Source organism: Streptomyces sp. NPDC025638 (genome assembly GCF_055558775.1).
In genome coordinates, this window is record NZ_JBVHLX010000006.1 from 425,055 (window position 1) to 450,664 (window position 25,610).

A 25,610-nucleotide genomic window follows, 5' to 3' on the forward strand; every position below is an offset into this window, starting at 1 on the left:
GATCCGAGCCCATGAGCGGACACCGGCGACGACCGCCGCAGCGCTCCCACGCCGGCCTCCGTGCCGCGAGTGAGCAGGCGACGTCACGCGGCGCCCGGAGGAGGCCACCGCAGAACGCCCGGAGGAGGCCACCGCAGAAGAAACGTTGGCTCGACTACCCGCGCAGCAGCAAGCAGGGCCCGCGCCGCTGGCTGCCGTCGTGGCGCCAAGTGCTGGCGCTCTTCCTGCTCTTCTTCGGCAGCACCGCTGCGCTCGTCGGCTATGCCTACGCCACGGTCACCATCCCCGACCCCAACCCCACGACGCTGCTGCAGAACAACGTCTACTACTGGTCGGACGGTACGGTCCTGGCGACCGACGGCAGCGTCAACCGCCAGAACGTCACCCTCGCGCAGGTGCCCGCGGCAGTGCAGTGGGACTTCATCGCCGCGGAGAACGCCTCCTTCTACACCGACCCGGGCATCGATCCGCAGGGCATCCTGCGCGCCGTCGTCCACATGGCCGGGGGCGGCTCCGTGCAGTCCGGATCGACGATCACCCAGCAGTTCGTGAAGAACACCTACCTGGATCAGTCGCAGACGGTCTCGCGCAAGTTCAAGGAGCTGCTGATCTCCACCAAGATCGGCGCCTCCCTGACCAAGGAGCAGATCCTCCAGGGGTATCTGAACAGTTGCTTCTTCGGCCGTCAGGCCAACGGCGTGCAGGCCGCGGCCCGCGCGTACTACAACCTCCCGGTGGAGAAGCTCGACGTGAGCCAGGGAGCCTTCCTCGCCGCGGCGGTCAACGAGCCGAGCCTCTTCCAGCACGTGGACTCCGACCCCGCGGCGAAACGGCAGGCGGTGGCGCGCTGGTCCTGGGTGCTCGACCGGATGGTGGACACCGGCAAGCTGACAGCGGCGCAGCGGGCCAAGTACGCCGCCGCCGGATTCCCGATGCCGAGGAAGTGGGCGCCGGGCTCGGGGCTCACCGGCCAGACCGGCTATCTGGTCCAGCTGGCCCGGGCGTATGTCCAGCAGCACGACCCGACCGCCACCGACGGCAGCCTGAGCCGGGGCGGCTACCAGATCCACACCACCTTCGACCGGAAGAAGACGGCGGCACTGGAACGCTCCGTCGCACGGACCCGCCGGGAACGCCTCGACCCCACCCACCGATCGGTCGACCGGGACGTCCAGGTGGGAGCCGCGTCAGTGGAACCCAGGACCGGCAAGATCCTCGCCGTCTACGGCGGCCCCGGCTTCGACCACTCCCACTTCTCGGACAACGCCGACACCTCCGGCGTCCCGGTGGGCTCGACGTTCAAGCCCGTCGTCCTCGCCGCCGCACTCCAGCACGGAGCCGTACTGCGACCCGGCAAGTCGCCGGAGCCGATCACCCCGGCCAGCAAGTTCAACGGCGACGACGGCATCAAGATCAAGGACCAGCAGGGCAACTACGTCACCGACGACAAGGACCCCACCGGCCTGCTCCACCAGCGCAACGACACCCGTGACCGCTGGGGCTACATCACCTTGCGCAAGGCGATGGAGCAGTCGGTCAACACACCGTACGTGCAACTGGGAGAGGACGTCGGCCACGAGAACGTGGCGAGCACGGCCCAGGCCCTGGGCCTGCGCCCGGGCAGCCTCGCCGGCCCCAGCGCCGGCTTCTACATCGGCACCTCGACACCGAGCGCCATTCGCATGGCGGGCGTCTACGCGACCTTCGCCGCCTCCGGTGAGCAGGCCACCCCGTACTCGGTGACCAAGGTGACCCACAACGGCTCCGTCCGGCCCGGCTTCACGGCCCCCACCCCCGCACGAGCCCTGCCCAAGGCGATCGCCGACAACGTGACCGACGTACTCCGGGGTGTCATAGCCCGGGGCACCGGCACCCGGGCCCAGGCCATCGGCAGGACCGCGGCGGGCAAGACCGGAACCACCGACGACTACCGCTCGGCCTGGTTCATCGGCTACACCCCCCAACTCGCCACCTCCGTCGTCCTCTTCCGAGAGGACCCGAAGCACCCGCAACTGCTGTCCATGGCGGGCGTCGGCGGCCTGGAGAAGGTGTTCGGCGGGGACATCCCCACCTCGATCTGGACCCAGTACATGCGCGACGCCCTCACCGGCCTGCCCGACACCCCCTTCCCCGTGCCGGCCTCCCTCGGCCGCGGCGCCGACGAGCCCGGCGCCGCCAAGCCGTCCCCGTCCGCACCCCACGACAAGCGGGGCGCCAAGAACGGCGGCAAGCAGGGAACCCCCACGGCCGGCTCCACACCGGGCGCCCCGACACCAGGCCCCAAGTGCCATGGCCACAGGTGCCGTTGACACAGGCGGCCGACAGAGCGAGGCGAGCGTGCCACAGGGCCGCAGTCCGGCGCCGGGCCGCAATCCAGCGGCCGTGGCGCAGCGCGGGAGCTAGGATCCGGGCCATGGCCCTGACCATGAACGACGTGGACCGGTTCGAGGCCTCCAGGCCCCGCCTGGAGGCCATCGCCTACCGTCTCCTCGGCTCCGCGAGCGAGGCCGAGGACGCCGTGCAGGAGACGTTCCTGCGCTGGCAGGGCGCCGACGTCGACCGCATCGAGGTCCCCGAGGCCTGGCTGACGAAGGTGCTCACCAACCTGTGCCTCAACCAGCTCACCTCGGCCCGCGCGCGGCGCGAGACCTATGTGGGCCAGTGGCTCCCCGAGCCGCTGCTCGCCGGGGACCCGATGCTCGGCCCGGCCGACACCGCCGAACAGCGCGAGTCGGTCTCGTACGCGGTGCTCGCCCTGCTGGAGCGCCTCACCCCGGGCGAGCGGGCGGTGTACGTGCTGCGGGAGGCCTTCGACTACCCGCACCGGGAGATCGCCGCGATCCTCGACGTCACCGAGGCCGCCAGCCAGCAGATCTTCCACCGCGCCAAGAAGCATGTCGCCGAGGGCAGGGCCCGCACCGAGATCGACGAGGCCGCCGCCCGGCGGATCATCGACGAGTTCCTCGCGGCCGCCACCAGCGGCCGGACCGAGCCGCTCGTACGGCTGCTCACCCAGGACGCCGTGTCCATCGGCGACGGCGGCGGGAAGGTCCCGGCCCGCGCCAAGGCGTTCGAGGGTGCCCTCGCGGTCGCGAAGTTCCTGCGGGGCCTGTTCAAGCCCAGCAAGGCCAAGCGCGACCTGGCCGGCGGATCGCCCGAGGTCTACGCCACGACCGCCAACGGCGACCCCGCCGTCGTGGCGGTCCTCGACGGCCGGGTCATCGGCGTCATGTGCCTGGAGATCACCCCCGAGGGCATCGCCGGGTTCCGCAACCAGGTCAACCCCGACAAGCTCGAACGCGCGACCAGGCGCTGGGCGGCCGCCGACCACGGCGAACCCCTGCTCAACGCCTTCTGACCTCGATGTGAGGTGCTTCACACCACGTACCTGTCAGGAAACGGCGGGCCGCCCGGTTCAAGAGGCGAATCCGCCCAAGACAGGAGCACGGACATGCAGCACCGCATCATCGTCCTCGGCGCCGGATACACCGGAGCCATCGCCGCCGGGCGCCTCGCCAAGCGGCTGCACCGCGAAGACGTCGCCATCACCCTCGTCAACGCCGAGCCCGACTTCGTCGAGCGCGTCCGGATGCACCAGCTCGCCACCGGCCAGGACCTCAAGCCCCGGCCCTTCAGCGAGATGTTCGCGGACACGGGGGTCGTGCTGAGGCTGGCGAAGGTCACCGGTGTCGACGCCGACCGCAGGACCGTCGCCGTCAGCGACGCGAACGGCACCGAGGAACTGGAGTACGACACCCTCGTGTACGCCCTCGGCAGCGCCTGGGACGACCAGGCCGTCCCCGGCACCGCCGAGCACGCCCACGAGATCGCCGGCCGTCCCGGAGCGCTCCGGCTGCGCGAGCGCCTGGCCCGGCTGGACGCCGGACAGCCCGTGGTCGTGGTCGGCGGTGGCCTCACCGGCCTGGAGGCCGCGACCGAGATCGCCGAGGCCCGCCCGGACCTCGACGTCGCCCTCGCCGCCCGCGGCGGCCTGGGCGACTGGCTCTCGCCCAAGGGCCGCCGGCATCTGCGGAAGGTCTTCGACCGGCTCGGCATCACCGTGCACGAGCACGCCGCCGTCACCGCCGTCGAGGCCGACCGCGTCACCACCGCCGACGGCACGTCCGTCCCGGCCGCGGTCACCGTGTGGACCACCGGCTTCGCCGTCCACCCGATCGCCAGGGCCACCACCCTGGAGGTCACCGACACCGGCCGGATCGTGGTGGACGGGACGATGCGCTCGGTCTCGCACCCGGACGTGTACGCCATCGGTGACGCGGCCCTGGTGGCGGGCCCCGGCGACAAGCCGCTGCGGATGTCGTGCGCCTCGGGCGTGCCCACCGCGTGGCAGGCCGCCGACGCCATCGCGGCGCGGCTGACCGGCGGAAAGCTCCCGAACGTGCCACTGCGCTACTTCAACCAGTGCATCTCGCTGGGACGCAAGGAAGGCCTGATCCAGTACGTCACCGCCGACGACCGCGCCGTCCGGGCGGCCCTGACCGGACGGCTCGCCGCCGTCTACAAGGAGCTGGTCTGCAAGGGCGCGGCCTGGGGCGTCGCCAACCCGACGGTCCTGCCGACCCGGCGCCGCCGCGTCGTACGGCAGCCGGCCCAGGCGGTCGCGACGGCCGAGGCGACGGCCTGACACGCAGGGCGGAGCCCCTTCACACCGACGCCGGAACTCCGTCAGGCGTCAGGAGAACAGCAGACGCCAGGTCAGCGGTCCGGGCCGGCCGTCGGCGTCACCGCGCAGTTCCTTGCGCGACTTCTGGAAGTCCCGCACGTTCAGCCGGTCCGCCTCGCTCCAGTGTCTGCTCGGGCCGACCTTGTAGTGGTCGCCGAAACCACGCTTCACCAACTGCCGCCCGAGCTGCAGGACGTAGTCGTTCGAGGCCCCGGCCACGAAGTACTTGCGTCCCGGGAACACGGGGACCTTCGGCTTGGGGGGCGTGCTCGGCGCCGGGCTGTCGTCGTTCAGGTCCAGGTCGGCCTTCGCGTGCTTGACCAGCAGGGGGAAGTCGATCGCTCCCGGGTCGCCGTGGTCGTTCTCGGGCACGTGCATGTGCCCGCAGACGCCCTTGAAGCCCGTCCACTGCGCGCCCGTCAGCCGCTGCCCGCCGCTCTTCCCGAACGACGTGGGGTACGCGGGCCATGCCTTCGGGCCGGACAGCGGCACGCCGTGTTCCTCGTGCATCCAGGCCAGGAAGCGGGCGACCCCCTGCAGGGCCCAGTCGGGCGCGTCCGGCCAGTGGATGTGCGCCCGGCCGGCGCCCTGCCACTTCGAGTGGGTCTTCGGATCACACGTACCGACCAGCTCGACCTGACACACGTTCAGGGTGTTCGTCTCGACGCCGCCCCGCAGATTGACCAGCGCCCTGGAGGAGGTCTCTACGTCGAAGTGCTGGTACCACTTCAGCTTCTTGCCGGCGAGATCGGGGACCGCCGTCAGGTTCGGCGCGGTGGCGCCGCCGTCGTAACCGGGCAGATTGGTGCTCTCCGTCGTGTGCAGGACGACGGCGTTGACCTCCATCGGGTCCCCACCGAAGTCGTCCTGGTACCAGTTCGCCCGGCTGGCGCCGGGGTAACGCTGGGGTCCCGTCTTGGTGCTCATCACAGACTCCTGAGGTGAATGTGTCGAGACGGGGCGGTCGTCATCGATGAGCACGCCGAATCGCATCGCGTGTCCGTGACGTGAGTTCAATGGCGGGCCACCCCCGTTGCTCCGCTGCGGTCCGAGTGCTGTCCGCGTCGGCCCACAGCGATAATGCCGCGAAATGCGCCTTTCGCGCAGCCCTTTGCGGCATGCAGGAGTTGCCCGTGGTCGGTCAGCGGCTACGACACCGACAGCCGCGCCTTCGGCACGCGCAGCGTGGCGACGACGCCGGCATGGTCGGAGGGCCACAGCCCCGACGGCGTACGGTCGCTCTGCTCGTTCCCGACCAGGTGGATGTTTCTCACCTCGAAGTCCCCGCGGAACAGGACCAGATCAATGCGCAGACTCAGGGCGGAGACCGGATTCCTCAGGTCAGGCGCCTGACAGCAGGTGAAGCCGGGATCGCCGGGGTGCGCCGCGCGCCAGGCATCGGTGAACCCCGAGCCGATCAGGAATTGATACGTCGGATAGGTCGGGTTCTGCGGATCATTGGCGGCCGTGTTGAAGTCACCGGCGAACACCACCGGAAGATCGGTGTCCGCCGCACTCGCGACGAGGTCCTGAGCCTGCGCTCGCTGGACGGCGAACGGCGGCAGCGGCTCCAAGTGCGTGGTGACGAACCGGAACGTGCGGCCGTCGACCGTGGCGTCGACCGACGCCCAGCCGTTCCGACTGGTGATCGAGCCGACCGGCGACTGGAGCACATGCTGGACGGCGTACGTCTGCACCTGCAGGTTCGACACCTTGACGGGCCGGGACGGACTGACCCGGGCGAGGATCACGTTGCGCACGGAGAGGCGTACGTCGAAGCCGAGCGTGCTCGGGGCCTCGACATCGTCCTCGGGCACGATCGCCACCGCCTCGTAATGCCGGCCGAGCCGGTCGAGCGCGGCGAGGAGCGCCTTGAGCTGGTCCGACCGCACGTCGGTCGCGGGCGGAGCCCCGGTGCGCACGATGTCGGCCTCTTGCAGGGCGACGAGATCGGGCTCGTTCCGGGCGACTTCGCGGGCCACGGCGGCGGCGCGCTCACTCGGTTGTGACGCCAGGATGTTCTGGTAGGTCAGCGTCACCGCGGCAAAGAACTGCTGCGGCGTCCGCGCGTCGGCAAGGGCAGAGAAATCACTGCCCACATACATGTTCTGAGTCATGAAGCGGACACTTGCGCGGCCGCCCCCACCCCCACTTCCGCCTTCGCCCGCGAGTGCCACGGCATCGCTCGGCAACACGACAACACCGAGAAGCACACTCACCAGAAGTGCGTTGACGGCGCGAGAAAGCCAATGCATCGGATCGAACCCTCTCTAGCGGTTGGCGCAGGTGTTGCCCGCCGCCGGGTTGAGCAGTCCGACGACGTTCACGGTGTTGCCGCAGGCGTTCACCGGGAGGTCCAGCGGAACCTGTACGACGTTGCCGGACAGCAGACCGGGCGAACCCGTAGCGGTGCCCACGGCCCCACTCTCGCTGTTGACGGTCAGGGTCGCGGCGGCCGGAAGATCCAGACCAATCGTGGTGATCGCGTCGGGACGATTGACGTGGGTTCCCACCTCGTCGGCGGTGACATTCACGGTGACCGTGCAGGACTTCTGGCCGGCGGACAGGTCACCACCGGCCAGAGCAACGGAGGAGCCCCCCGCTGCCGCGGAGACCGTGCCGTTCCCACAGGTCGTCGATGCGCTCGCGTTCGAGGCCACCGTCACTCCGGCGGGCAGGCTGTCGGTGAAGCCGAAGTCGTTCTTCGCCGCCAGTTCACTGGTGTTGGTCACCGTCATGGTGAGCGTCGAGATGCCGCCCTGGTCGATCGTGTCGGGACCGAACGCCTTGTCCAGCTGCGGGGTGGCGTCCAGGATCCGAATGTTGTCGAACGCGTGGTCATTACCGAACGCGTGGCCCTGCCCATTGAGCATCTTGATGCCCAACTCGGTACCGCCGAACAGCACGGCTCGATCACCGGCGTACGATCCGGCCATGAGCCCGCTCATTCCCCCGGAATAGGGCTTGGCTTTGGGGTCGGTACAGGGATTGATGGGAGTGGTGAAGGTCGGGATATCCGGACCGCTGCCGGTGAGGTAGAACTTCAGCAGCGGATTCTCGTAACGGCAATTGTCCGCCGCGACGTCCACCGCGAACGTGATGTACCGATTCGGCTTCGCGATCGGGATCTGCTGCTCGGTCCGGAACTCCACCCTGTCGACGCCGGGATCCACAGTGTCGCTGTACGCCGACACCGCGTGGTTGGTCGGCGGATTCGTCCCGCCGACCTGACCCAGCGCATCGGCCATGTCCTTCAGATACGACACCCACCGGCAGCCGGGCTGATCAGCACCGGCACGGCTGAGGATGATGCCATTGCACTGCCCGTGGTCGAGCCACGGCGGGTCGGCCGTGTACGTCTCGTTCAGCGGCGGAGCCCCGACGTACTTTTCCAAAAATACCGGGCTGTCACCCGCCTTTTCAAAGTCCTCGACGAACACAGTGACCGGGGCCTGCGGAACCCCAGGAGTACCCGGAACTTGGACTTGGACCTGGCCCTGGGCTCGTGCTTGAGCTTGTGCCACGTGCGGAGCACCGGCAAGAGCAAGAGCCACCAAGGAAACAGAAGCGGCGGCGCGCGCCCACCAAGAATACTTCGCTGCGGAAATCACTGCCACCTCTTTTTCCCATCAGCAGGTCGCGCACATTCAAGCACGCACCCCAAAAGAAAAATGGCCGGCGAACTCGACGATCACATCTTTCACCGCGTTGGTCGAACCGAACCGACGCCGAGCCGTGCGAGCGAGACCGGGCGGCCACGGGCGGCCCGCGCTCGACTCTTCTGGCCCCGCGCGTAACGTGCATGTAACACTGCGTAGATGGGGGACAGCAGCTTAGGGGTGGCCGGCCTCACCGCGGCGACGGCGATTGTCGCCAGCCTGGCCGCCACCTGGAGCGCCCGTTCGCAGGCCCGGACCGAGGCCAGGACTCGCCGGGCGGAGGCGACGAACCAGCGCCGACGGGAGTCCTACCGCGCGATGACCAGGTGCGTCAGTGGGTTCTCCAAGGTTCTCTGGCGCATGGCTCAGGTCGATCAAGAGGCGGACGACGCCATCCGTCGTGGCCTGGTGGACAGCATCCGAAGTGATGCGCGCACGGCCCTGGACGACGTGGAGGAGGCTACTCGCGGCGTTGAGATCGATGGCCCTGAGGAGGTCTCCAAAGCGGCGTCGGAGCTGTGCTTCAGAGCGGTTCTGACACACCACGCGCTGTCCGCGTTGACCGATGGCCGAGATCCGCTCAGGGCCGAGTACGACCAGGCATACCGTGAGTACCGGCGATGTGAGGATCGATTCCTCAGGTTGGCACGCGCGACTCTGGGGGAGAGGTGATCGTCGCCGTCGAACGCATGGCCCGTAACGGAGCTCCGCGGTCAGAACGGCGGTTCTTCGCTGTACCCCTCGGTGGTGTTGGGGCCGGTGAGCCAAGCTGATCGGCCATCGTGCGGCAGATCGGAATCGCAGAACAGGAACGGGTTCTGCCGGCCTACCAAGCCCGAAGAGTCCTCGCCCCATGCGTCGAGGGCGTCGATGGCTCGTTCACGGTGCTGCCAAAGTTCACTCGTGCCAGGACCTCTCGGACCAGGGGCACCAATGCCTGCCGGTGGTGCAGCAACCGGGGATCGTCGAGGAGCGGGATGCAGGCTGTGAGGGCCGCTTCGCGCACGTGGCGATCGGTGTCCTCGGTGCAGGGGAGAGTTGCCCGGAACAGGAGCGGTCGAAGGCCTCGGATGCCGACTGCCGGCGGGTAGTCGTCGAGGGGCAGTCCAATGCGCTGCGCCACCGCTTCGGCCTCGTCCGTGACCGCATCGGTGACTGAGGCGATCCAGGCCAGCAACTCGGCACGCAAACAGCCGGGGAAGGCGTGGCGCTCCTTGCCGACGGCACGGGTTGTTCGCGGATCCGGCAGGATCGCGGCCACGTACAGTGCCGTGGGCACCGTTGCTTCGTAGAGCGTGTTCTGGTGGTGCAAGATGCCGTGCAGGTAATCGAGCGCCTTGGTTCTCACGCTCTGGTCCGCATCGAACAACGAGGCCAGCATCTCCGGTGCCTCGGTGGCGGATCCATAGGCATGCGTCAACGCAGCCCATTCCGTTCCTGCCAGCAAGATCCGGGCATCGGACCCGTCCGATGGAGAAGTGCCGTCACTCGTCATGCGATCAGCGTACGGGTGCGTTCTCAGGATCCTGGTGGGTCATTGACGGGCGGTGAGGTTGCTGGAGTGCGCTGCCGTACGGTGACGGCACTGCCGGGCACGCGAAGGCCTCGTCCCCGGTATCGCCACCGCCGGCTTCTTGTCCTGTGCGTGCGTACCTCGGCCAGATTGTGTTCCCAGGTGAGCACGGCGGATGTGCCGTACGCCCGAGCGGCGAGCTCATTGATTCGGGACTCAAGGGTGCGCAGCTGATCGCCGAGTGAACGCATGGCGAGGTTCCCCTGGCGCCACCACCCCAGCGCTACGACTGTCACGAGCAGGGCCGCGTACGGCAGCGGCTTCCTGAAGGAGAGGCCGTCGGCGGTGGTCATGATCGCCGCAACAACGCCCACGATGGCGGCGATGTCGCCGATGCGGGCGTGGACGCGCTCGGCGACGGTGTCCCGGAACACGGTGAGCCGTTCGACGGTGGGCAGCGTGCCGCGGAACTTCTCCGGGTTCGCCGAGTCCATGAGCGCGTCCAGTTCCGGGTCCGGACTGGAGTCCTCGTGGGGGCGCCAGGTCACCTCGTCCGGCGTGAGGCCGGATCCAGCGCCACGACCAGCACGACGGCCGCAACCAGCAGACCGACCGCGTACCAGCCCTTGCCCCGTTGCCGTCGGGCCGGTCGCGGACTCCGCCACGGCTCCGGTGGGCCGGTCTCCTCCCGCAGCCGCCGCGCCACCATCCGGGCCCGCGCCGACGGCTCCTTGGGCGCGCTCCGAGTCCCCGCCTCGGCTTCACGCAGGAAGCGCTCCCACTCTTCGTCCGGTATGGACTCCTCACCCTTGCCCACGATGGACCTCACCCTTCCCACGCATGCGGTCCCTCCCCAGGGCCGGTGATCTTCCTGCATCGTCACACGGCTGAGCTTGGCTCCGTGATCGCCGTCCGCATGGGCTGCTCCACCGGCTTCTGGCGGGAGTTGTTGCCGGGACGCTCTTCCCCGGCGAGACCGGCGACCGGCCGATCCCACCGCTGGGCGCAGCGGATCGCTGTGCAATGATCCCCGCGCTGAGCCGCGCTTCCTGCATGCTGGGCGACGTACGCGACGCACTGCACGAGCTCTCGGCCTGAACACACGACGTGAACCACGTCCGTCAGTACGCCGGGCCGGTCGTTTCGCGGACCACCAGCTGCGGGGCGAGGCTGAATTCCCGTGTCTCGCCGCCGGGGCCGTCGTCGAGGCGTCCGACGGCGGTCTGGGCGGCGAGTCGGGCCAGTTTGAAGCGGGCAGCAGCCGGAAGGCCTCCTTGCAGAAGCACACCGAGGAAGGTTCGCCCTGTGACCACTTCGCACGCGTGACACCCTCGGCCGGTCTCATCGACCCGGCGTGGCCGACATGACGCTGGAAGTTGCGAAGGCGCCCGGTGACATCAAGTCACCGGGCGCCTTGGAGGACCGAACTCACCGCCTACGAAAGGAACTTGTAGCCGCTCCAGCCGCTCGCGATCTGCGTCCGCGGACCGAACGAGCCCTTTCCGTCCCCGCTGTTGCGCCACACCTTGCCACTGGTGTCGCGGGAGACCAGGTCCGGCCTGCCGTCGTCCGTGATGTCGCCGACCCCGACGACCGCGTTGTACGAGCCGCCCCAGTTCGACAGCACCTTGACGCGGGCCGCGAACGTGCCGTCGCCCTTGCCGTTGTAGCGGTAGACGTTGTTGGACGTGTCCTGGGCCAGGAGGTCGGCCTTGCCGTCGCCGGTGAGGTCACCGGTGCCGACGATCTTCTTGTAGCCCTTCCAGTTGTCGTAGAGCTTGACGCGGGAGGCGAGCTTGCCGTCGCTCGTCCCCTTGTAGAGGTAGACCGCTCCGGTGGACGAGTTCCTCGCGATCAGGTCCGGGCGTCCGTCGCCGCTCACGTCGCCGGGCGAGGTGAGCGCGTTGTACTGCGTCCAGCCGCTGGTCGCGAGGGTCGTGTACGACGTCGACGGCTTGACCGCCGCCCCGCAGCCCGGCTTGTACAGCCGCAGCGCGCCGCTGCTGTAGCGGACGAGGACGTCGTTGCAGCGGTCGCCGCTGAGGTCGCCGAAGGGGATCGCCATGATCGTCGTGGGCCAGCCGGTGCCCGTGTACTTGTCGCCGAACCTGCCCGTCCCCGTGCCGCTGTGGAAGGTCAGCCCGCCCGAGGAGTTCAGGGTGAGCAGGTCGCCGCGGCCGTCCGGGCCGTCGGGGCTGACGAAGTCGCGGCGCACCGCGGCTCCGCGCTGCAGGTAGCCCTTGCCGGTGGTCACCGTGTCCGGCGTGGCGGTGCCGAGGCCGGTCGCCTTCAGGGTCCAGGTGAAGTGGCCGTTGGGGAAGTAACTCCCGCTCGCCGTCTTGCCGTTCCAGGTCGCCGTCACCCGGTCCGGGGTCGCGCCGCCGGTGAGAGTGCGGGTGGCCTTGCCGTTCGCGCCGCTCTGCACCGAGGTGAAGGTGAGCGACCAGGAGGTGACCGGACGGGACAGCACCCAGGTGCCCTGGAAGGGCGCCCCCGGGCCCACGTAGTCGCCGACCGACGTCTCGAAGGCCGTCACGGCGGACGGGGCGATGCCCGTGGTGATGACGTGGGTGCGCTCGTAGTCGTCGAACCAGGCGACCAGGCCGGTGTACTCGTCGACCGACCAGCGGTAACGGCGGTCCACGGTCGGGCCCTTGTCGGCCAGGCCGGAGGCGATCGTGCGCGTGGTGCCGGTGGCCGCCTCGGTGAGGACCAGCGTGCCCGCGCCATGGTCGTGGCGGACGGTGAAGCCGTCGCCGAGAAGCACGTCGCCGGGGGTGACCGCCGTCGACGTACCGGCCTTGGCGTCGTACACGCCCGCCGAGTCCGTCCCGCAGGCCCAGTACACCCAGCGTCCCGCCGCCTGGAGTTCGCTCGGCACGCAGGCCAGGCCGGGGACGGTCACCGTGGTGAGCGTCTTCTCCTGCGGGATGCTGTACGAGGTCAGCTGGCCGACGGTGCCGGCGCTCCACAGGGTGGAGCCGTTCAGGGCGGCGGCACGCACGGACCGCTTCAGCTTCTGGCCCTGGCCGAACTCACCGACGTACTGCGCCGGGGTGGTGCCGCCGGAGTCGAAGACGGCGTAGTCGTCGGAGACGTCGACGATTCGGCCGCCCTGGCCGCCGAAGTCCAGATAGTGGCCGCCGATCTCCACCAGCCGGTCATCGCCGAGGCTCTCGCCCTCGCCGGTGCCGCCGTTCGCGTCGAGGTAGACGTCCCGGGCGTCGAGGTTCCCCCACAGCGCCGAGCACGTGGTGCCCTCGTACGGGCAGAGAGCGGCGTAGATCGAGCCGCTCGCCGTGGCCTCGGACGCCGTCAGCGCGGCGGAGCCGTCGGTGGTGAGGGTGCGCACGGACGTGGTGTCCGCGGCGGCGTTCGGGTCGTCCTCGGCGACCCGCAGGCTGCCGCGGCTGAGCGCGATGCCCGTCTTGGTGTTCTCCACCGCCGGGGCCTGCTGAACCTTCGCCAGGTTCAGCGTGCCGTCCTCGGCCTGGCTCACCCGCCGCACCCACCAGTCGGTGGCGTCGGTGCCGCCGGTGACCAGCGCACTGCCGTCACCCGCCGCCAGCGTGTACTCGCCGGCGCTCGCCAGCAGGGTCCGCTGCACCGAGGGATCGTCGACGTCGACCGCGAGCAGCCGGGAGCCGAGCGAGCTGGAGGACAGTGGCAGCAGCAGCCAGTCGCCGACCAGGACCGGGTCGCCGTCGAGCGTGCCCGGGTTGGTGGGCAGCGTGACGACCTGCTCGGCGGCGGTGAGGTCGGTGCGGGACTTCAGGTGCAGCTCGGCGATGCCGGCGTCGTACCAGCCGATGCGGTCCTCGCTCATCACATGGTGCGAGGCGTAGGTGGCGCCGGTGAACGCATAGGTGTTCACGCCAGAGCCGATGTCGATGTAGCCGATCCTGCTGGTGTCGACCGACCAGAGCACACCGGCGGAGTCCGCCGCGAGGACGTCCTCGCTCCCCACGCTCGTCTCGTCACCGGTGACCCTGCGGGTGCGCCACTCGCCGTCGACCTTGTCCATCAGGGAGTGGGTGGTGACGATCGTGTCGCCTGCAAGGGCCCGGTAGTAGCCCTGGCCGTATTGGACGGAGCCGTTCCAGCTCACCTTCTTGGAGGTGGCCGTCGCCGGATCCCACAGGGTGGCGTACGCGTCGTTGGCCGTGGTCGGCAGAGCGACCAGGTCGCTGTCCGAGCCGTACCAGGCGTTACGGCACTCGGAGCCGATGTATGTGCAGCCGGTGCCCGGGGTGTAGACACCGTCGGCGTTCTCGACGGTGACGGTCCTGCCGGTCGTGTAGTCGGTCCACAACAGTCCGGTCCTGCCGGTCTGCCGGTGCAGGAAGCCGGTGTCGCCCGCGACGTACGGGCGGTCGGTGCGTGGTGTGGTCGAGCTGGGGTCGACCAGCGTGATCGCGGTGGTGTCGGCCTCGGCCGCTTCCGCGGAGCCGCCGCCCTCCGAGAGGACGGCGGACGCGGCCACGACGGCAACCGCGAGCGAGAAGACGGCGGCGGCCGGCCCGCCCCGTCTCAGGGCGTGTCTGCCCACGTGATGTTCCCTCCCCTGCGAGGGTCCGTGCCCTCGCACAAGTGGCCGGATCTTACCTGGCCCTTACCAAGGGGTGGTGACGGCAGGGGGATGCTCGCGGACTCTCTGGTCAGGGGCTGGGCATTTTTTTCGGACGCGACCTGCCGCGGGCGGTCAGTACAGGGCCTTGTAGCCCTGCCACCCAGCGGCGATCCCGGTGCGAGGACCGAAGGAGCCCTTTCCGTCGCCGTTGTTGCGCCACAGCTTGCCGGAGGTGTCGCGGGAGACGATGTCCGCCCTCCCGTCCCCGGTGACGTCACCGGCGCCCAGCACGACGTCGTAGGAAGCACCCCAGTTGTCGGCCACCTTGACCCGCGCCCTGAAGCCGCCGGTCGCCGTGCCCGCGTACCGCCACAGCTTGTTCGACGTGTCCTGCGCCAGCAGGTCTCCGTACCCGTCACCGTTGAGGTCGCCGACGCCGACGATCTTCTTGTAACCGGACCACTTGGAGAAGATCTTCACCCGTGCCGAGAGCTTTCCGCTGCTGGTGGGCTTGTACAGGTAGATGTCACCGGTGGACGCCTGGCGGGCGATCAGGTCCGCCCGGCCGTCACCGGTGATGTCGCCCGGTGAGGTCAGCACGTTGTACTGGTTCCAGCCCGACGTCCCCAGCGTGGTGTACGGCGTGGATGTCGTCAGGGCTTTGCCGCACCCCGGGCGGTACGCCCGCAGCGCACCGCTGCTGAACCGCACGAGCACGTCATTGCAGCGGTCACCGTTCAGGTCCCCGAACGGCACCACCGTGATCGAGGCCGGCCATCCCGAAGCCGAGGTCTTCGTCGAGAACTTCCCGGCGCCGTCGCCCCGATGGAAGGAGAGTGCACCCTGGGAGGTGAGCGTGAGCAGGTCACCGATGCCGTCGGACCCGACATGGTCGCGTCTCACCGCGGCACCACCGGTCAGCTTCAGCGTGCCGGACGCCGTCGCCGACGCACCGTGCCCGTCGGCCGGGGCCGCCGTCAGCGTCCAGCTGTACGTGCCGTTCGGCACATACGCGCCTGTCGACGTCCTGCCGTTCCAGGACGTATGGACCGCGTCGTGAGCGGCGCCACCGGACAGTGTGCGCACGGTGGCCCCGGTCGCCTTGTTCCTGAGCACCAGCGTCCACGACGCGGCCGGCCTCGACAGCCACCACGTCCCGTCCCACGAGGACGACGAGCTCACCAGGCTGACCGAAGGTTCCGTCCGCGCTCCGAGGACCGCGATGTCCGTGGCGGGGACGCCACTCCGTAGGACGTGGATGTCCTGGGAGGCCGGGTCCACATAGCCGACCAGGCCGGTGTAGGGATCGACGTCCCACTTTCCGGCCCTGTCCGCCAGGGTCCGCCTCACCGCGGAGCCGCTCGTGACGTCCGTGAGGGTCAGCGCTCCGGACCTGGAGTCACGCGTGACCAGGAAGCCGTCGCCCAGGCGCGTCTCTCCGCTGGAGGGCACGGCGATGAGCGTCTTCCTGCGGGTGTCGTACACGAAGGCCTTCTGCACGCTGCCCTGGGGAAGATCGCACGAGCCGGACCAGTACACCCAGCGTCCCACCGCCTGGAAGCCGCCCACATCGCAGCCGCTGCCGCTGCCGACCACCCGGAACGACGTGATCGTGTTTGCCGAACGCACTTCCGTGGCCGAGACAGTGCCGTCCGCGGCCGCCGCCCACAGCGTTTCCCCCCACAGGGCGGAGGGGACCGCACCGGCGGCGCCCGTACGGGTGAGCACGACCTTCCGTGTGTCCAGATCCGCCACCACCAGGCCGTCTCCCGCGGGCGAGGGCCCACGCCAGGCCGCATACCGGCCCGCGACGTCCACGAGGCCGTGGTTGTCCTGGAGGCCGGAGGTCACCACGGTGCCGGGAAGGGGCTGACCCCGGTCCAGGACGGAGACCTCCCCGGCCGTGTTCCGGATGACCGCCCGACCGTCACCCGTACCCATCAAGTCGGGACAGCTCCCGAAGTCCCCGGCCATGACCCCGCACCGCTGGGTCGCTCCCCGGTCCGTGCGCGTGCCCGCCGTCAGAGCCTCCGCCGTGGTCAGCGAGCGGCTGTACAGATGCGTCGCCCCGTCGCCGGACTCGTAGGTCATCAGCTCACCGCCGCTCAGATCGAGCGACTCGATCCCCATGGGTACGGCCGCAAGGTCCACGATCCGGCGGACCCGGGGCAGACCGTCGCCGCCCGCCTGGACCTTGGCGATGCCGTAGTCCAGAGCGGACTCCCCGCCGGCGAGGACGAGCCCGCCGTCGGGGGTCATGACGGCAGCGGGATCCGCCCGCTTGAACAGGGGCAGTTCTGCGGAGCCGTCGAAGGGCAGCGCTGACACGCTCCAGACGGAGGAGCCGCTGCGCCGCGCGACGACGAGCGCGTCACCGACGACGCCGAGGATCTTGTTGTCGGAGGTGTGGGGGAACACGACCTCGTGAGCGGGCGTGTCGTAGGCACCCTGCGCGTACACCCGCACCCGGGACGTGCCGTACCAGCTGACCAGGTAGTCGGACCCCACCACGGTGTCCTGGTTCGCCACCAGTGGAGGCAGGATCGTGGCAGCACCGGTCTCCGTATCCACCCAGGCGTACTGGAGGACCCGGTCCGGGCCGTAGTGGTTGACGAGGATGCCGGAGGCGGAGCCCGTGGGGTAGAAGGGGAAGACCGTCCCGTCCGGGAGCCCGGTCACGGGCTTCTGCACCGTGCTGCCGTTCTCGTTGTGCAGCAGGAACAGCCGAGTTCGTTCCCCACCTGTCGACGTGCTGGTCAGGACAGTACGTCCGTACGTCTGCAGATAGCTCTGGCCCGCCGGGACGGCCACGGTCTCCGTCGTACCGGTTCCCATGTCCCGGAGCAGGACCTGCCCACCACTGCTCTGGGACGGGCGAACGGCGACGACGTCCGAACCGGTGCCGTACGCACCCGCAGTGCGCGGCCCGAGTCCCTCGCCACCTTCCACCGGCTTTCGGCTGCCGTCGTAGCTGGTCCACCAGAGGCCGGAACCCTCGGCGGTGGAGCGGTACTCGAGGAAGCCGGAAGCCCCCGCGCTCTGCAGATACGCCATGCGCGGAGCCGTGCGCATGGTGGCCGGAACGATGATCTCCGTTGCGGTGTCCGCGTACGCGGGCGCCGCCAGCGGCACGGCGGACACAGAGAGCGCCAACCCGATGAGCGTGACAAGTGAGCCACGCATGAAGGTACGACGAGTCACTTGCTTCCCCTCCCCGACGGAGGGCCCCATCCCCCCGAACAAGCGCGCGGATACTAGCACTTGCTCAAGACGGATGACCTTGCCGAGCCGGTCGGCCGGCCGACCCGGGCACGAAACGAACAAAAGCCCATGTTCTATGACGTCGGTCACAGCGCTCCACCAATCACCCGGCGCCCTTAGTAGACGCGACGCGGCAGACATTTAGCCATTTGTCCGTCTTGGCCCGGATGTGGATTCCGACGCGCGTCCCGGAACTCCGCCCAGCCGGCCCGCACGCCCAGTCCCCCCTGAAGCAAGGCTTCTGACGCCGCGACAGCTTTCCCTCCCGCCGCCGTCTGCGGACCGGAGACCCGCACACTGCCCTGGCGAGGTTCCGGGACCTACGAGGCGACGTAGTGGTGGGGACCCTTTGCGCTCCCTGTCAAGCCGTTCTAAGAATGACGACCCACAGGACGTCGCCGCAGTTCGGAACCGGTTTTCACGCAGAGTCGACCGCGCACCGGGCGCTCGGCGTCACCGAGGTGAGGCGCTCGGCGTCACCGAGTGAGTAGGAGCCCCCCACATGAAGTCGTCCCGAACCTCCGCGAGACTCCTCGCTCTCGCTCTCGGCCTGGGTCTGGCCTCCAGCGTGCTGGGCACGGCGGTGCCGGCGAGCGCCCAGACGGCCGCCACCCCGTCCGCTTCCGCCGCTACCTCCGTGGCGCGGTACGCCGGGTCGGTCGAGGAGGCCGCGAACAACAGGGCGTTCTTCGAGGCCGTGCTCAAGTCGGTCGCCCAGAAGCGCGCCGCCCAGCCCAACGCGCAGGCGGTGACCGTCTACTACAACGCCTCCCAGGCACCGAGCTTCCGTTCGCAGATATCGAGCGCGGCCTCGATCTGGAACAGCTCCGAGTCCAACGTCAAGCTCCAGGAGGCGTCGAGTGGTGCCGACTTCTCCTACTACGAGGGCAACGACCCGCGCGGGTCCTACGCCTCCACCAACGGCCACGGAAGCGGCTACGTCTTCCTCGACTACACCCAGAGCCGGCAGTACGACTCGGTCCGCGTCGTCACCCACGAGACCGGGCACGTGCTGGGCCTGCCGGACGACTACGGCGGGCCGTGCAGTGAGCTGATGTCGGGCGGCACCGCCGGCCCGTCCTGCACCAACCGCTACCCGAACGCCACCGAGCGCTCGCGTGTCGACCAGCTGTGGGCCACCGGACTCGCGCAGGCCCCGGGCACGGTGAACCAGCCCTCTGACCAGCTGAGCACTGTACCGCCGGTACCGACCCTGACACCGGGCCGCGGTCCGTGGCGTCCGCTCCACAGCACGCCTTGGAGTTGATTGCGTTCCGAGGTGGGAAGCGGCTCGCTGTCATGGTGCGCCAGTGGTGCGGCACCCGCCCGCCGGTCTAGACAACAAGGAACCCCCGGGCCCACGACCTGGGGGTTCTGCTGGAGCGGGTGACGAGAATCGAACTCGCGCTCTCAGCCTATGAAGCGACGGAGCTTGGGCCGGTGCTGAGGCGCTGACCTGCAAAGACACGCTCTCTTCCCAGGTTCGAAGTGGGCGGGACGTACCGCTGCGGACCTTTGTTGTCCGTTCTCAAGGGCACGCGGAGGGCCCGGAGTCATCGGTGGGGGTGGTGCGAGGCGCGCGCGGCCCTTGCCGGGTCGCAGTCGGCCGTTCTGGCGGTGCCCGCCCGGTTGGCGGTTGCGCGCGCACCTGCGGAGCGCTGTGGGTGTGGCTCGGACAGGCCACACCGGTTGCCACATCCTCGGTTTTCCAACCCGAAACGGCGCATGGCTGCCGTCGCCCCGGAAAGCGTCACCAACCGAGCGCATCCTCGTCGGCTCGCGCGTCTCGGGCCGGCATGACCGGGCGCGCGTCGTGGCAGGTGAAGCCGAGGCGGGTCAGTGCCCGGCGCATCTCACCCGTCGTGAAGTCCCGGCGGTTCTGCCTGGTGATCACTTCCCCGACCTGCATCACGGGATAGACACGGCGGTCGATGGTCACGGACACGCCGGTGACGGGCTCGGGCGTGATGCCACTCATCGACTGCTCGACCTCGATCTTGGTCAGGTCGAAGGGGTAACGGGCGATGACACAACGCATGGATGCCTCCACGGGGGTGGGGAAGAACACCGGAGACGCCGACCGTGCCACGGCGGTCGGACGGCGGTCAGGGCGTGAGGGCGAGGACGCCCAGGGCGTAGCCGTGTTCGTCGATCACGGGGGACACGTCCAGGGTCCGGTGCCGCATGGCGGCTTCCGCCTCGCCGAGCGCGGCCCTGGACGAGGTGAACGGTCCGCGGTCGAGCGGGATGTCCTGCAGCCGGGTCCGGTCGCTGTACCACGAGCCGCCGCGGTGCGCGGCGAGCTGGGCCCGGGTGACCAGGCCGACGCACCGCCCGTCCTCGTCCCGGAGGAGCAGGTGCGGGACGCGCGCACCGATGAGCACGGACAGGGCCACGTCGACCGCCATGTGGTCGTCGACCTGCGGTCCGGGAGCGTGCATGGCGTCGCGGGCGGTCAGACCGGTGCCGTCGGCCTGCTGCGTTCGGGGCGGAAACGGCGTCAAGGGCTTCTCCTCTTCATCGGGGCGGGCAGGACGGGCGACGGCTCGTCCCGACCGCAGGGAGCGCATCCCCGTGCTTGGGCTATGGGTTGTTCCTCGGGGCAGGCCGACGGGCCCGGCCGGCGGCTCGGCCGTGCTCGCCACTGCCGACGGCCCGGCCCCTGCGCTTCGGGCCGGCAGCTCCCTTGCCCTCGCGTCGTCCGTCGACCGGTGCGGCGAGGGCGACGGGCACGCCGGAGGGGGGCCGGGCGCCGGTGATGCGATGGAGCTCCGCCTCGCCCGGGCGGATCCGGACGGTACTCGGAGCGATGCCGGCATCGGCCATCAGGCGGTCCACCGCGCGCCGCTGGTGCGGCAGGACGAGGGTGACGACGGTGCCGGACTCGCCGGCGCGTGCCGTACGGCCGCCGCGGTGGAGGTAGTCCTTGTGGTCGCCGGGAGGGTCGACGTTCACGACGAGGTCGAGGCCCGCGATGTGGATTCCGCGGGCGGCGACGTTGGTGGCCACCAGGACCGTGACGTGGCCGTCCTTGAACTGGGCGAGCGTCCGGTTGCGCTCTGTCTGGGACTTGCCGCCGTGCAGGGCCGAGGCACGCACCCCGACGGACAGCAGGTGGTCGGCCAGCCGGTCCACCGCGTGCTTGGTGTCCCGGAACATCAGCACGCGTCCGTCGCGAGCGGCGATCTCGGTCGCGGCGGTGTCCTTGTCGGCGTCACGCACGTGCAGCAGATGGTGCTCCATGGTGGTGACCGCGCCCGCAGGCGGGTCGACCGAGTGCACGACGGGGTCGTGGAGGTAGCGGCGCACCAGGAGGTCGATGTTGCGGTCCAGGGTGGCCGAGAACAGCAACCGCTGGCCACGGGACGGGACTTGGTCGAGCAGCGCGGTCACCTGGGGCATGAAGCCCATGTCGGCCATCTGGTCGGCCTCGTCCAGGACGGTGACGGCGACCTGTTCCAGCCGGCAGCCTCGCCGCTCGATGAGGTCCTTGAGACGGCCGGGCGTCGCGACGACGACCTCGGCGCCGTCCCGCAGCGCACTCGCCTGACGGCCCATCGACATGCCGCCCACCACGGTGGCGAGTCGCAGCCGCAGGGCGCGGGCATAGGGGGTGAGCGCGTCGGTGACCTGCTGGGCCAGTTCCCGGGTGGGTACGAGGACCAGGGCGAGCGGCTGCCGGGGCTGCGCCCGCTGCCCGTCCAGGCGGGCCAGCACCGGCAGGCCGTAGGCGAGCGTCTTGCCCGAGCCCGTACGGCCCCGGCCCAGGACGTCCCGGCCGGCCAGCGTGTTCGGCAGCGTGGCGGCCTGGATCGGGAAGGGCACGGTCAAGCCCTCGGCGCCGAGCGCGGCCAGCAGCCGTGCGGGCATGTCCAGTTCGCCGAACGTCTCGACCGCCGGCAGCGGCTCGGTGTGGGTGACCGGCAGGGCGAACTCCTGTCGGCGCGGGGAAGGGCGTGTGCCCTGGCCGCTCCTTCGTCCGGTGCCCGGACGGGGAGCCTGGCGGCCCGTCCCCTGCGTACGGAAGCGGCTGCCAGGAGTGCCGCCGGTGCGGCGGGTGCGGTTCATGGAAGAACCTTCCTCGATGCGGCGTATCGAGGAATTCCGTCCAGCGGCGACGACCGCACGAGGATTCGCAAGAATGAGCCGAAAAATAAGAAGAGCCGGGTCTCGTGACGCTGAGGCGGGACGGCCGGCGGTCCGGGAAATCCGGAAAGAGGAAAAGCAATGAGCTGGGGCCCGCACCCCAAGAGCGCGGGCCCCAGCCACATGATGCGCGAACCACTGGCTCGCGACGGTTTGCGTCAGTGTCAGGCGGGAACGATGTTCTCGGCCTGCGGGCCCTTCTGGCCCTGCGTGACGTCGAAGGTAACCTTCTGGCCTTCCTGAAGCTCGCGGAAGCCGGTGGTGGCGATGTTCGAGTAGTGGGCGAACACGTCAGCGCCGCCGCCGTCCTGCTCGATGAAGCCGAAGCCCTTTTCCGCGTTGAACCACTTCACGGTGCCAGATGCCATATTGAATCTCCCTTGGGGGGCAGTGCCGGACTCCGCACTTTGCGGAGTCGAGTCGCCGCGATGATCACCCCTCCGGAAAGATCCGGAAAGCTCTGCAAAGAAAAAACCTCTGGCAACCAAAACTGCAACTGCTATCAAGTTAACACAGGTCAGGAGGGACCGGCACTGTGATTTCGGGATCGCCCGGTGATTCTCATATCGCGGTGGTCCGTATTTCTGTACCGGCGGGACTAGGTATCCGCGCCGTGCTCGTCCAGCTTCCGGCGCATTTCCTGGTTCAGGTGGAGGGCGTCGTCGAGCTGGTTCTCAAGCGAGATGATGCGGCACGCGGCCTCGACGGGGGTGCCCTGGTCGACCAGCTCACGGGCGCGGGCGGCGATGCGCAACTGGCGGCGCGAGTAGCGGCGGTGGCCGCCTTCCGAACGCAGGGGGGTGATCAGCCCGGCTTCGCCGACGGCACGGAGAAAGGCGGGGGTGGTGCCGAGAACCTCCGCGGCCCGCCCCATGGTGTAGGCGGGATAGTCGTCGTCGTCGAGGTTGCCGGCGCCAGGGGCGTTCTCAGCGGGCATAGCACCTTCGTTTCGGGGACGCGGCGAGGGACCCGGGTGCGCGTGGCAGCCGTGCTCCGAAGGAGTCAGCACCATTTGCCTCGTGCCACAACCCTAACTCCGGCAGGCACGGATATGTGACCTCGCCGTGACAGATGCCCTCGGACCCGCTCACTCAGCTCGCGAAGTGGCCCGGCTCCGGTGTCAGCCCGGCGGCGGACACGAGCGATTCGGCGGCCCGTTCGGTTGCCTCCGGTGGCACGACCAGCAGGTCCCGACGCCCATGGCCGGGGGCCATCAGGACGATGGTGCTGGGTGCGTGCGCCGTGGCGGTCCCGCGCAGCCGTACGACCTGGTTGCAGACGAGCATGCGGCCCGGTGCCCCCGTCCACAGTGCGCCGTTCACCAGGACACTGACGATCTGGCCCCAGGCACGCGGCAGGCCGGAGAGCAGCTGCGGGAGTTCCGCCAGGAGATCGAAGGTGCGCGGCCACCAGGCCCCGTCGATACGGCGTGGCACGGTGCTCTCGGGCGCGAGGTACAGGCGGAGGAGGGGCCGGGCTGGTTGCGGGGGCCGTAGTCCGTTGTTCATGAGGCGTCCTGTCGAGTGGTTCGGCGCGGTACGTCGTCCTCGGCCGGACGGTGTTCCTCGGCGGCCAGGAGTGCGCTCGCGGTGAGGCGAAGGGCGGGGTCGGCGGCTGCGGCGGAGGTGAACCAGGTGACCCTCACGGCGTGGCCCGTCACGGGCAGGTCGCACGGGGCGGTCGGCCGGGTGCTGCGGCCGACGGCGACCTGCCCGACGCGACCTACCCTCGTGTCGAAGACCTCGGCAAGCGCGGGGAGTTCGGCTGCGAGGTCGTCGGAGCGCGGTCGGCAGGCGCCGTACCCGGGGCCGGGTGGGAAGGTCCGGTGGGCGCAGGGCGAGCCGTGCGGGAATCGAAGGAGCGGGGGGCTCCGGCTGGACCGAGCGGGCTTTTCACTGGGCGCGTTCATGTTGCGGCCCCTGTCTCCGGGCCGCCATGCGGTGATCCGGTGCCGCGCGGTCACGCGTGCCGGCCGGGTAGCTCCGGTCTGCATCGGGGCCCGTCCGGCCGAGTCCTCGGATGTGTGCTGACCTGGTCCGGTACGCCGGCGTCGGCCGTTCGTCCCTCCCAGGCGTCCTGCGCGCTGGCATAAGGGGGGAAGAGGTCGAGGAGACCGGTGCAGCGGAAGACCAGGTCGGTCGTGCGGTTGTCGTAGATGATGCGTATCCAGCCGTCCCGGGCGCGACAGTCGGACCATGCCTCGCACAGTGGCGGCAGGATGCCGCAGTCGGTGAAGGTCACCTTGCTCAGATCCACGATGAGGAGGAGTCGTCCGGGGCGGGCGGCGCGGGCCTCGTCCAGGGCGCGGACGAGTGGCGCCACGGTCTGCGCGTCCAGCTCGCCGTGTGCGCGGACGATACGGCACTCCTCGAAGAGCGCGGGCGCTTCATCTTGAGTGGTCAACGGCTCGCGAGAGGAGGGTGGTTGAGGTCGGACGGCAGTTCCGGCCGTGGGCGTCCAAGGGGCCGCCTGCCTCATTCCGCGTCCCCTGTCATGCCCCCGAGGCGACCGGTCTCGGCGAGCGCCAGCATCCGCGCGGCGGTCAGCGGGTTCTCGGGGTCGGCCGCGGCGGCCAGCAGCCGGGCGGCTGTTCCCGCGGGCTCCTCGGGCGGGACGACCAGGAGCGCCCAGCGTCCCACGGTGCCGCAGTCCAGAGTGATGACGTGTGCCTCGCTTCCGGGTCCGGCCGGTTCCACGGCGATCACCCGGCCGGGCGCCATGACCGTGTGCGGCGCGTCGGGCCATTCGGCGGGGTCCACGATGACCCGTACCGTGGTGCCAGCCTCCGGCTCCAACGAGCAGACGAGCGCGGGCAGTTCGAGTTCCAGCGCGTCACAGCGCGGCCACCACGCTCCGTCCAGCGGGCCATGGCTGACGTCCGGGGTGAGGGTCAGGCGCGGCAGGGGCATGCGATACGTGTGCGCGTCGTCCGCGGACGCGCATCCCGCCGGCGTTCTGCTGGGTTCCATCGTGCGGTCCCGTCCCGGGAGTCGTGGGACGACAACCGGTTTCGTCACTCGCCGGGAACGGCACCGCCGGTCGCGCTGCGCGAAAAGCCCTCGGTACGGCCAGGCTACTCCCGGTCGAGGAGAAGCGGGCGGGTCAGTCGTCCGACCGTGTCTTCTCTGCCTCTTCCTGTTCCTCCTGTTCCTCCTGTTCCTCCTCCTGCTCCTCCATCAGGCGGATGCCCTCGTGGGTCAGCGACACGGCCGCGGGGGTCCGGTGCGAGGTCCAGTCCACGCTGATCAGGCCCTCGTCGGCGAGATAGGCGCAGGCGGCGAAGAGGTCCTCGTCGGGCAGGCCCAGCTCGGTGCGAAGCGCCGATCCGCTGACCTCGGGGCGGTTGTGCTCCGCAGCCTCGTACAGGGATCTCAGGACCAACTCACGGTTGTGCTTGCGTTCGTGGAGTTTCGTCATGGCTGTCGTTCTCCGAGGTGTTGACGGCCGTGGGGGACGGATGCGACGGCGGATCCTGGTGGCCTCGCAGACCCGGGTCACACCTCGTCGGCGTGTGTCTGGTCATGGTCTGTCGATTCGCTGGTCGCCAGCCAGGACCGTGCGGGTTCCGCGGCGTGCGCAGTGTCGAGGGTGAGATGGAGCCGGGTCCCTTCTCCGCGGTCGGCGGGGTAGCTGCGCTGCTCGGTCGAGGCGAAGCAGCGCCGCAGCACTTCGGCGACTCGACGGGCGACCTCAGGCGTCGCGGCGACGATGCGGACCTCTGCGTGGCCCTCGGAGGGCAAGGGCTCGTGATCCATACGGACCTCCTGGCAGGCGACG

General features: G+C 69.8%; 24 protein-coding genes and 1 pseudogene. 5 read left to right on the top strand and 20 right to left on the bottom strand.

Annotated elements, in window-relative coordinates; all coding sequences use genetic code 11:
- The first annotated feature begins 11 nt into the window (after positions 1 to 11).
- The 3 genes from ACZ4EG_RS18950 (at position 12) to ACZ4EG_RS18960 (ending at position 4,645) form a co-directional block, all read left to right on the top strand.
- Positions 12 to 2,309, top strand: a complete 2,298-nt coding sequence (locus ACZ4EG_RS18950; protein ID WP_467791344.1) for a transglycosylase domain-containing protein — start codon at positions 12 to 14, stop codon at positions 2,307 to 2,309.
- Positions 2,310 to 2,413: 104 nt separating this feature from the next.
- Entirely contained in the window at positions 2,414 to 3,358 is a 945-nt protein-coding gene (locus ACZ4EG_RS18955; RefSeq protein WP_390708202.1) for an RNA polymerase sigma-70 factor, read from the top strand.
- A 93-nt stretch (positions 3,359 to 3,451) separates the two neighbouring features.
- Positions 3,452 to 4,645, top strand: a complete 1,194-nt coding sequence (locus ACZ4EG_RS18960; protein WP_467791345.1) for an NAD(P)/FAD-dependent oxidoreductase — start codon at positions 3,452 to 3,454, stop codon at positions 4,643 to 4,645.
- Between the two features lie 48 nt (positions 4,646 to 4,693).
- On the opposite strand, the gene ACZ4EG_RS18965 is transcribed toward ACZ4EG_RS18960, so the two are convergent.
- The 3 genes from ACZ4EG_RS18965 to ACZ4EG_RS18975 form a co-directional block, all read right to left on the bottom strand.
- A complete protein-coding gene (locus tag ACZ4EG_RS18965) occupies positions 4,694 to 5,611 on the bottom strand; it encodes a peptidoglycan-binding protein (protein ID WP_453547226.1) in 918 nt (305 codons plus the stop codon).
- 221 nt (positions 5,612 to 5,832) lie between these two features.
- Positions 5,833 to 6,903, bottom strand: a complete 1,071-nt coding sequence (locus ACZ4EG_RS18970; RefSeq protein ID WP_453547228.1) for an endonuclease/exonuclease/phosphatase family protein — start codon at positions 6,901 to 6,903, stop codon at positions 5,833 to 5,835.
- A 51-nt stretch (positions 6,904 to 6,954) separates the two neighbouring features.
- Complete coding sequence (locus ACZ4EG_RS18975; RefSeq protein ID WP_467791346.1) at positions 6,955 to 8,124, bottom strand: chaplin; 1,170 nt, start codon at positions 8,122 to 8,124, stop codon at positions 6,955 to 6,957.
- 378 nt (positions 8,125 to 8,502) lie between these two features.
- Between ACZ4EG_RS18975 and ACZ4EG_RS18980 the strand changes: the two genes are divergently transcribed.
- Positions 8,503 to 9,015: a hypothetical protein gene (locus ACZ4EG_RS18980; RefSeq protein ID WP_467791347.1), complete on the top strand. Its 513-nt coding sequence runs from the start codon at positions 8,503 to 8,505 to the stop codon at positions 9,013 to 9,015.
- 154 nt (positions 9,016 to 9,169) lie between these two features.
- Here the strand turns inward: ACZ4EG_RS18980 and ACZ4EG_RS18985 are convergent, their stop codons facing one another.
- The 6 genes and pseudogenes from ACZ4EG_RS18985 to ACZ4EG_RS19010 all read right to left on the bottom strand — a co-directional run bounded on the left by ACZ4EG_RS18985 (position 9,170) and on the right by ACZ4EG_RS19010 (position 17,579).
- A complete protein-coding gene (locus ACZ4EG_RS18985; protein WP_467791348.1) occupies positions 9,170 to 9,838 on the bottom strand; it encodes a hypothetical protein in 669 nt (222 codons plus the stop codon).
- 23 nt (positions 9,839 to 9,861) lie between these two features.
- Positions 9,862 to 10,404, bottom strand: a complete 543-nt coding sequence (locus tag ACZ4EG_RS18990; protein WP_467791349.1) for a hypothetical protein — start codon at positions 10,402 to 10,404, stop codon at positions 9,862 to 9,864.
- 17 nt (positions 10,405 to 10,421) lie between these two features.
- Positions 10,422 to 10,673 (bottom strand): annotated as a pseudogene (locus ACZ4EG_RS18995) (hypothetical protein); the annotation flags it as partial.
- Between the two features lie 304 nt (positions 10,674 to 10,977).
- A complete protein-coding gene (locus tag ACZ4EG_RS19000) occupies positions 10,978 to 11,142 on the bottom strand; it encodes a hypothetical protein (RefSeq protein ID WP_467791350.1) in 165 nt (54 codons plus the stop codon).
- 149 nt (positions 11,143 to 11,291) lie between these two features.
- Positions 11,292 to 14,405, bottom strand: a complete 3,114-nt coding sequence (locus ACZ4EG_RS19005) for an FG-GAP repeat domain-containing protein (protein ID WP_467791351.1) — start codon at positions 14,403 to 14,405, stop codon at positions 11,292 to 11,294.
- Between the two features lie 153 nt (positions 14,406 to 14,558).
- Positions 14,559 to 17,579 carry an FG-GAP-like repeat-containing protein gene (locus ACZ4EG_RS19010; protein WP_467791352.1) on the bottom strand — a complete coding sequence of 1,007 codons (3,021 nt, stop codon included), beginning with the start codon at positions 17,577 to 17,579 and terminating at the stop codon, positions 14,559 to 14,561.
- Positions 17,580 to 18,189: 610 nt separating this feature from the next.
- Here ACZ4EG_RS19010 and snpA point away from each other — a divergent pair.
- Positions 18,190 to 18,954 carry a snapalysin gene (gene snpA / locus ACZ4EG_RS19015; RefSeq protein WP_467791353.1) on the top strand — a complete coding sequence of 255 codons (765 nt, stop codon included), beginning with the start codon at positions 18,190 to 18,192 and terminating at the stop codon, positions 18,952 to 18,954.
- 483 nt (positions 18,955 to 19,437) lie between these two features.
- On the opposite strand, the gene ACZ4EG_RS19020 is transcribed toward snpA, so the two are convergent.
- The 11 genes from ACZ4EG_RS19020 to ACZ4EG_RS19070 form a co-directional block, all read right to left on the bottom strand.
- Positions 19,438 to 19,725: an SCO5918 family protein gene (locus ACZ4EG_RS19020; RefSeq protein ID WP_361617340.1), complete on the bottom strand. Its 288-nt coding sequence runs from the start codon at positions 19,723 to 19,725 to the stop codon at positions 19,438 to 19,440.
- A 67-nt stretch (positions 19,726 to 19,792) separates the two neighbouring features.
- On the bottom strand, positions 19,793 to 20,191 hold the full coding sequence (locus tag ACZ4EG_RS19025) for a CBS domain-containing protein (RefSeq protein WP_467791354.1): 399 nt from the start codon (positions 20,189 to 20,191) through the stop codon (positions 19,793 to 19,795).
- A gap of 79 nt (positions 20,192 to 20,270) precedes the next feature.
- Entirely contained in the window at positions 20,271 to 21,755 is a 1,485-nt protein-coding gene (locus ACZ4EG_RS19030) for a DEAD/DEAH box helicase (protein WP_467791355.1), read from the bottom strand.
- 242 nt (positions 21,756 to 21,997) lie between these two features.
- Positions 21,998 to 22,201 (bottom strand): cold-shock protein, encoded by a 204-nt coding sequence (locus tag ACZ4EG_RS19035; protein WP_030736617.1) that lies wholly within the window; start codon positions 22,199 to 22,201, stop codon positions 21,998 to 22,000.
- A 230-nt stretch (positions 22,202 to 22,431) separates the two neighbouring features.
- A complete protein-coding gene (locus tag ACZ4EG_RS19040; RefSeq protein WP_467791356.1) occupies positions 22,432 to 22,770 on the bottom strand; it encodes a MerR family transcriptional regulator in 339 nt (112 codons plus the stop codon).
- A 154-nt stretch (positions 22,771 to 22,924) separates the two neighbouring features.
- Positions 22,925 to 23,341 (bottom strand): DUF5994 family protein, encoded by a 417-nt coding sequence (locus ACZ4EG_RS19045; RefSeq protein WP_467791357.1) that lies wholly within the window; start codon positions 23,339 to 23,341, stop codon positions 22,925 to 22,927.
- Complete coding sequence (locus ACZ4EG_RS19050; protein WP_467791358.1) at positions 23,338 to 23,826, bottom strand: DUF5994 family protein; 489 nt, start codon at positions 23,824 to 23,826, stop codon at positions 23,338 to 23,340. The genes ACZ4EG_RS19045 and ACZ4EG_RS19050 overlap by 4 nt, the downstream gene beginning before the upstream one ends.
- Entirely contained in the window at positions 23,793 to 24,236 is a 444-nt protein-coding gene (locus tag ACZ4EG_RS19055) for an STAS domain-containing protein (RefSeq protein WP_453547252.1), read from the bottom strand. The genes ACZ4EG_RS19050 and ACZ4EG_RS19055 overlap by 34 nt, the downstream gene beginning before the upstream one ends.
- Before the next feature lie 71 nt (positions 24,237 to 24,307).
- Positions 24,308 to 24,742 (bottom strand): DUF5994 family protein, encoded by a 435-nt coding sequence (locus tag ACZ4EG_RS19060; protein ID WP_467791359.1) that lies wholly within the window; start codon positions 24,740 to 24,742, stop codon positions 24,308 to 24,310.
- 193 nt (positions 24,743 to 24,935) lie between these two features.
- Positions 24,936 to 25,250: a hypothetical protein gene (locus ACZ4EG_RS19065; protein WP_467791360.1), complete on the bottom strand. Its 315-nt coding sequence runs from the start codon at positions 25,248 to 25,250 to the stop codon at positions 24,936 to 24,938.
- 77 nt (positions 25,251 to 25,327) lie between these two features.
- On the bottom strand, positions 25,328 to 25,588 hold the full coding sequence (locus tag ACZ4EG_RS19070; protein WP_453547260.1) for a hypothetical protein: 261 nt from the start codon (positions 25,586 to 25,588) through the stop codon (positions 25,328 to 25,330).
- Between the last annotated feature and the right edge of the window lie 22 nt (positions 25,589 to 25,610).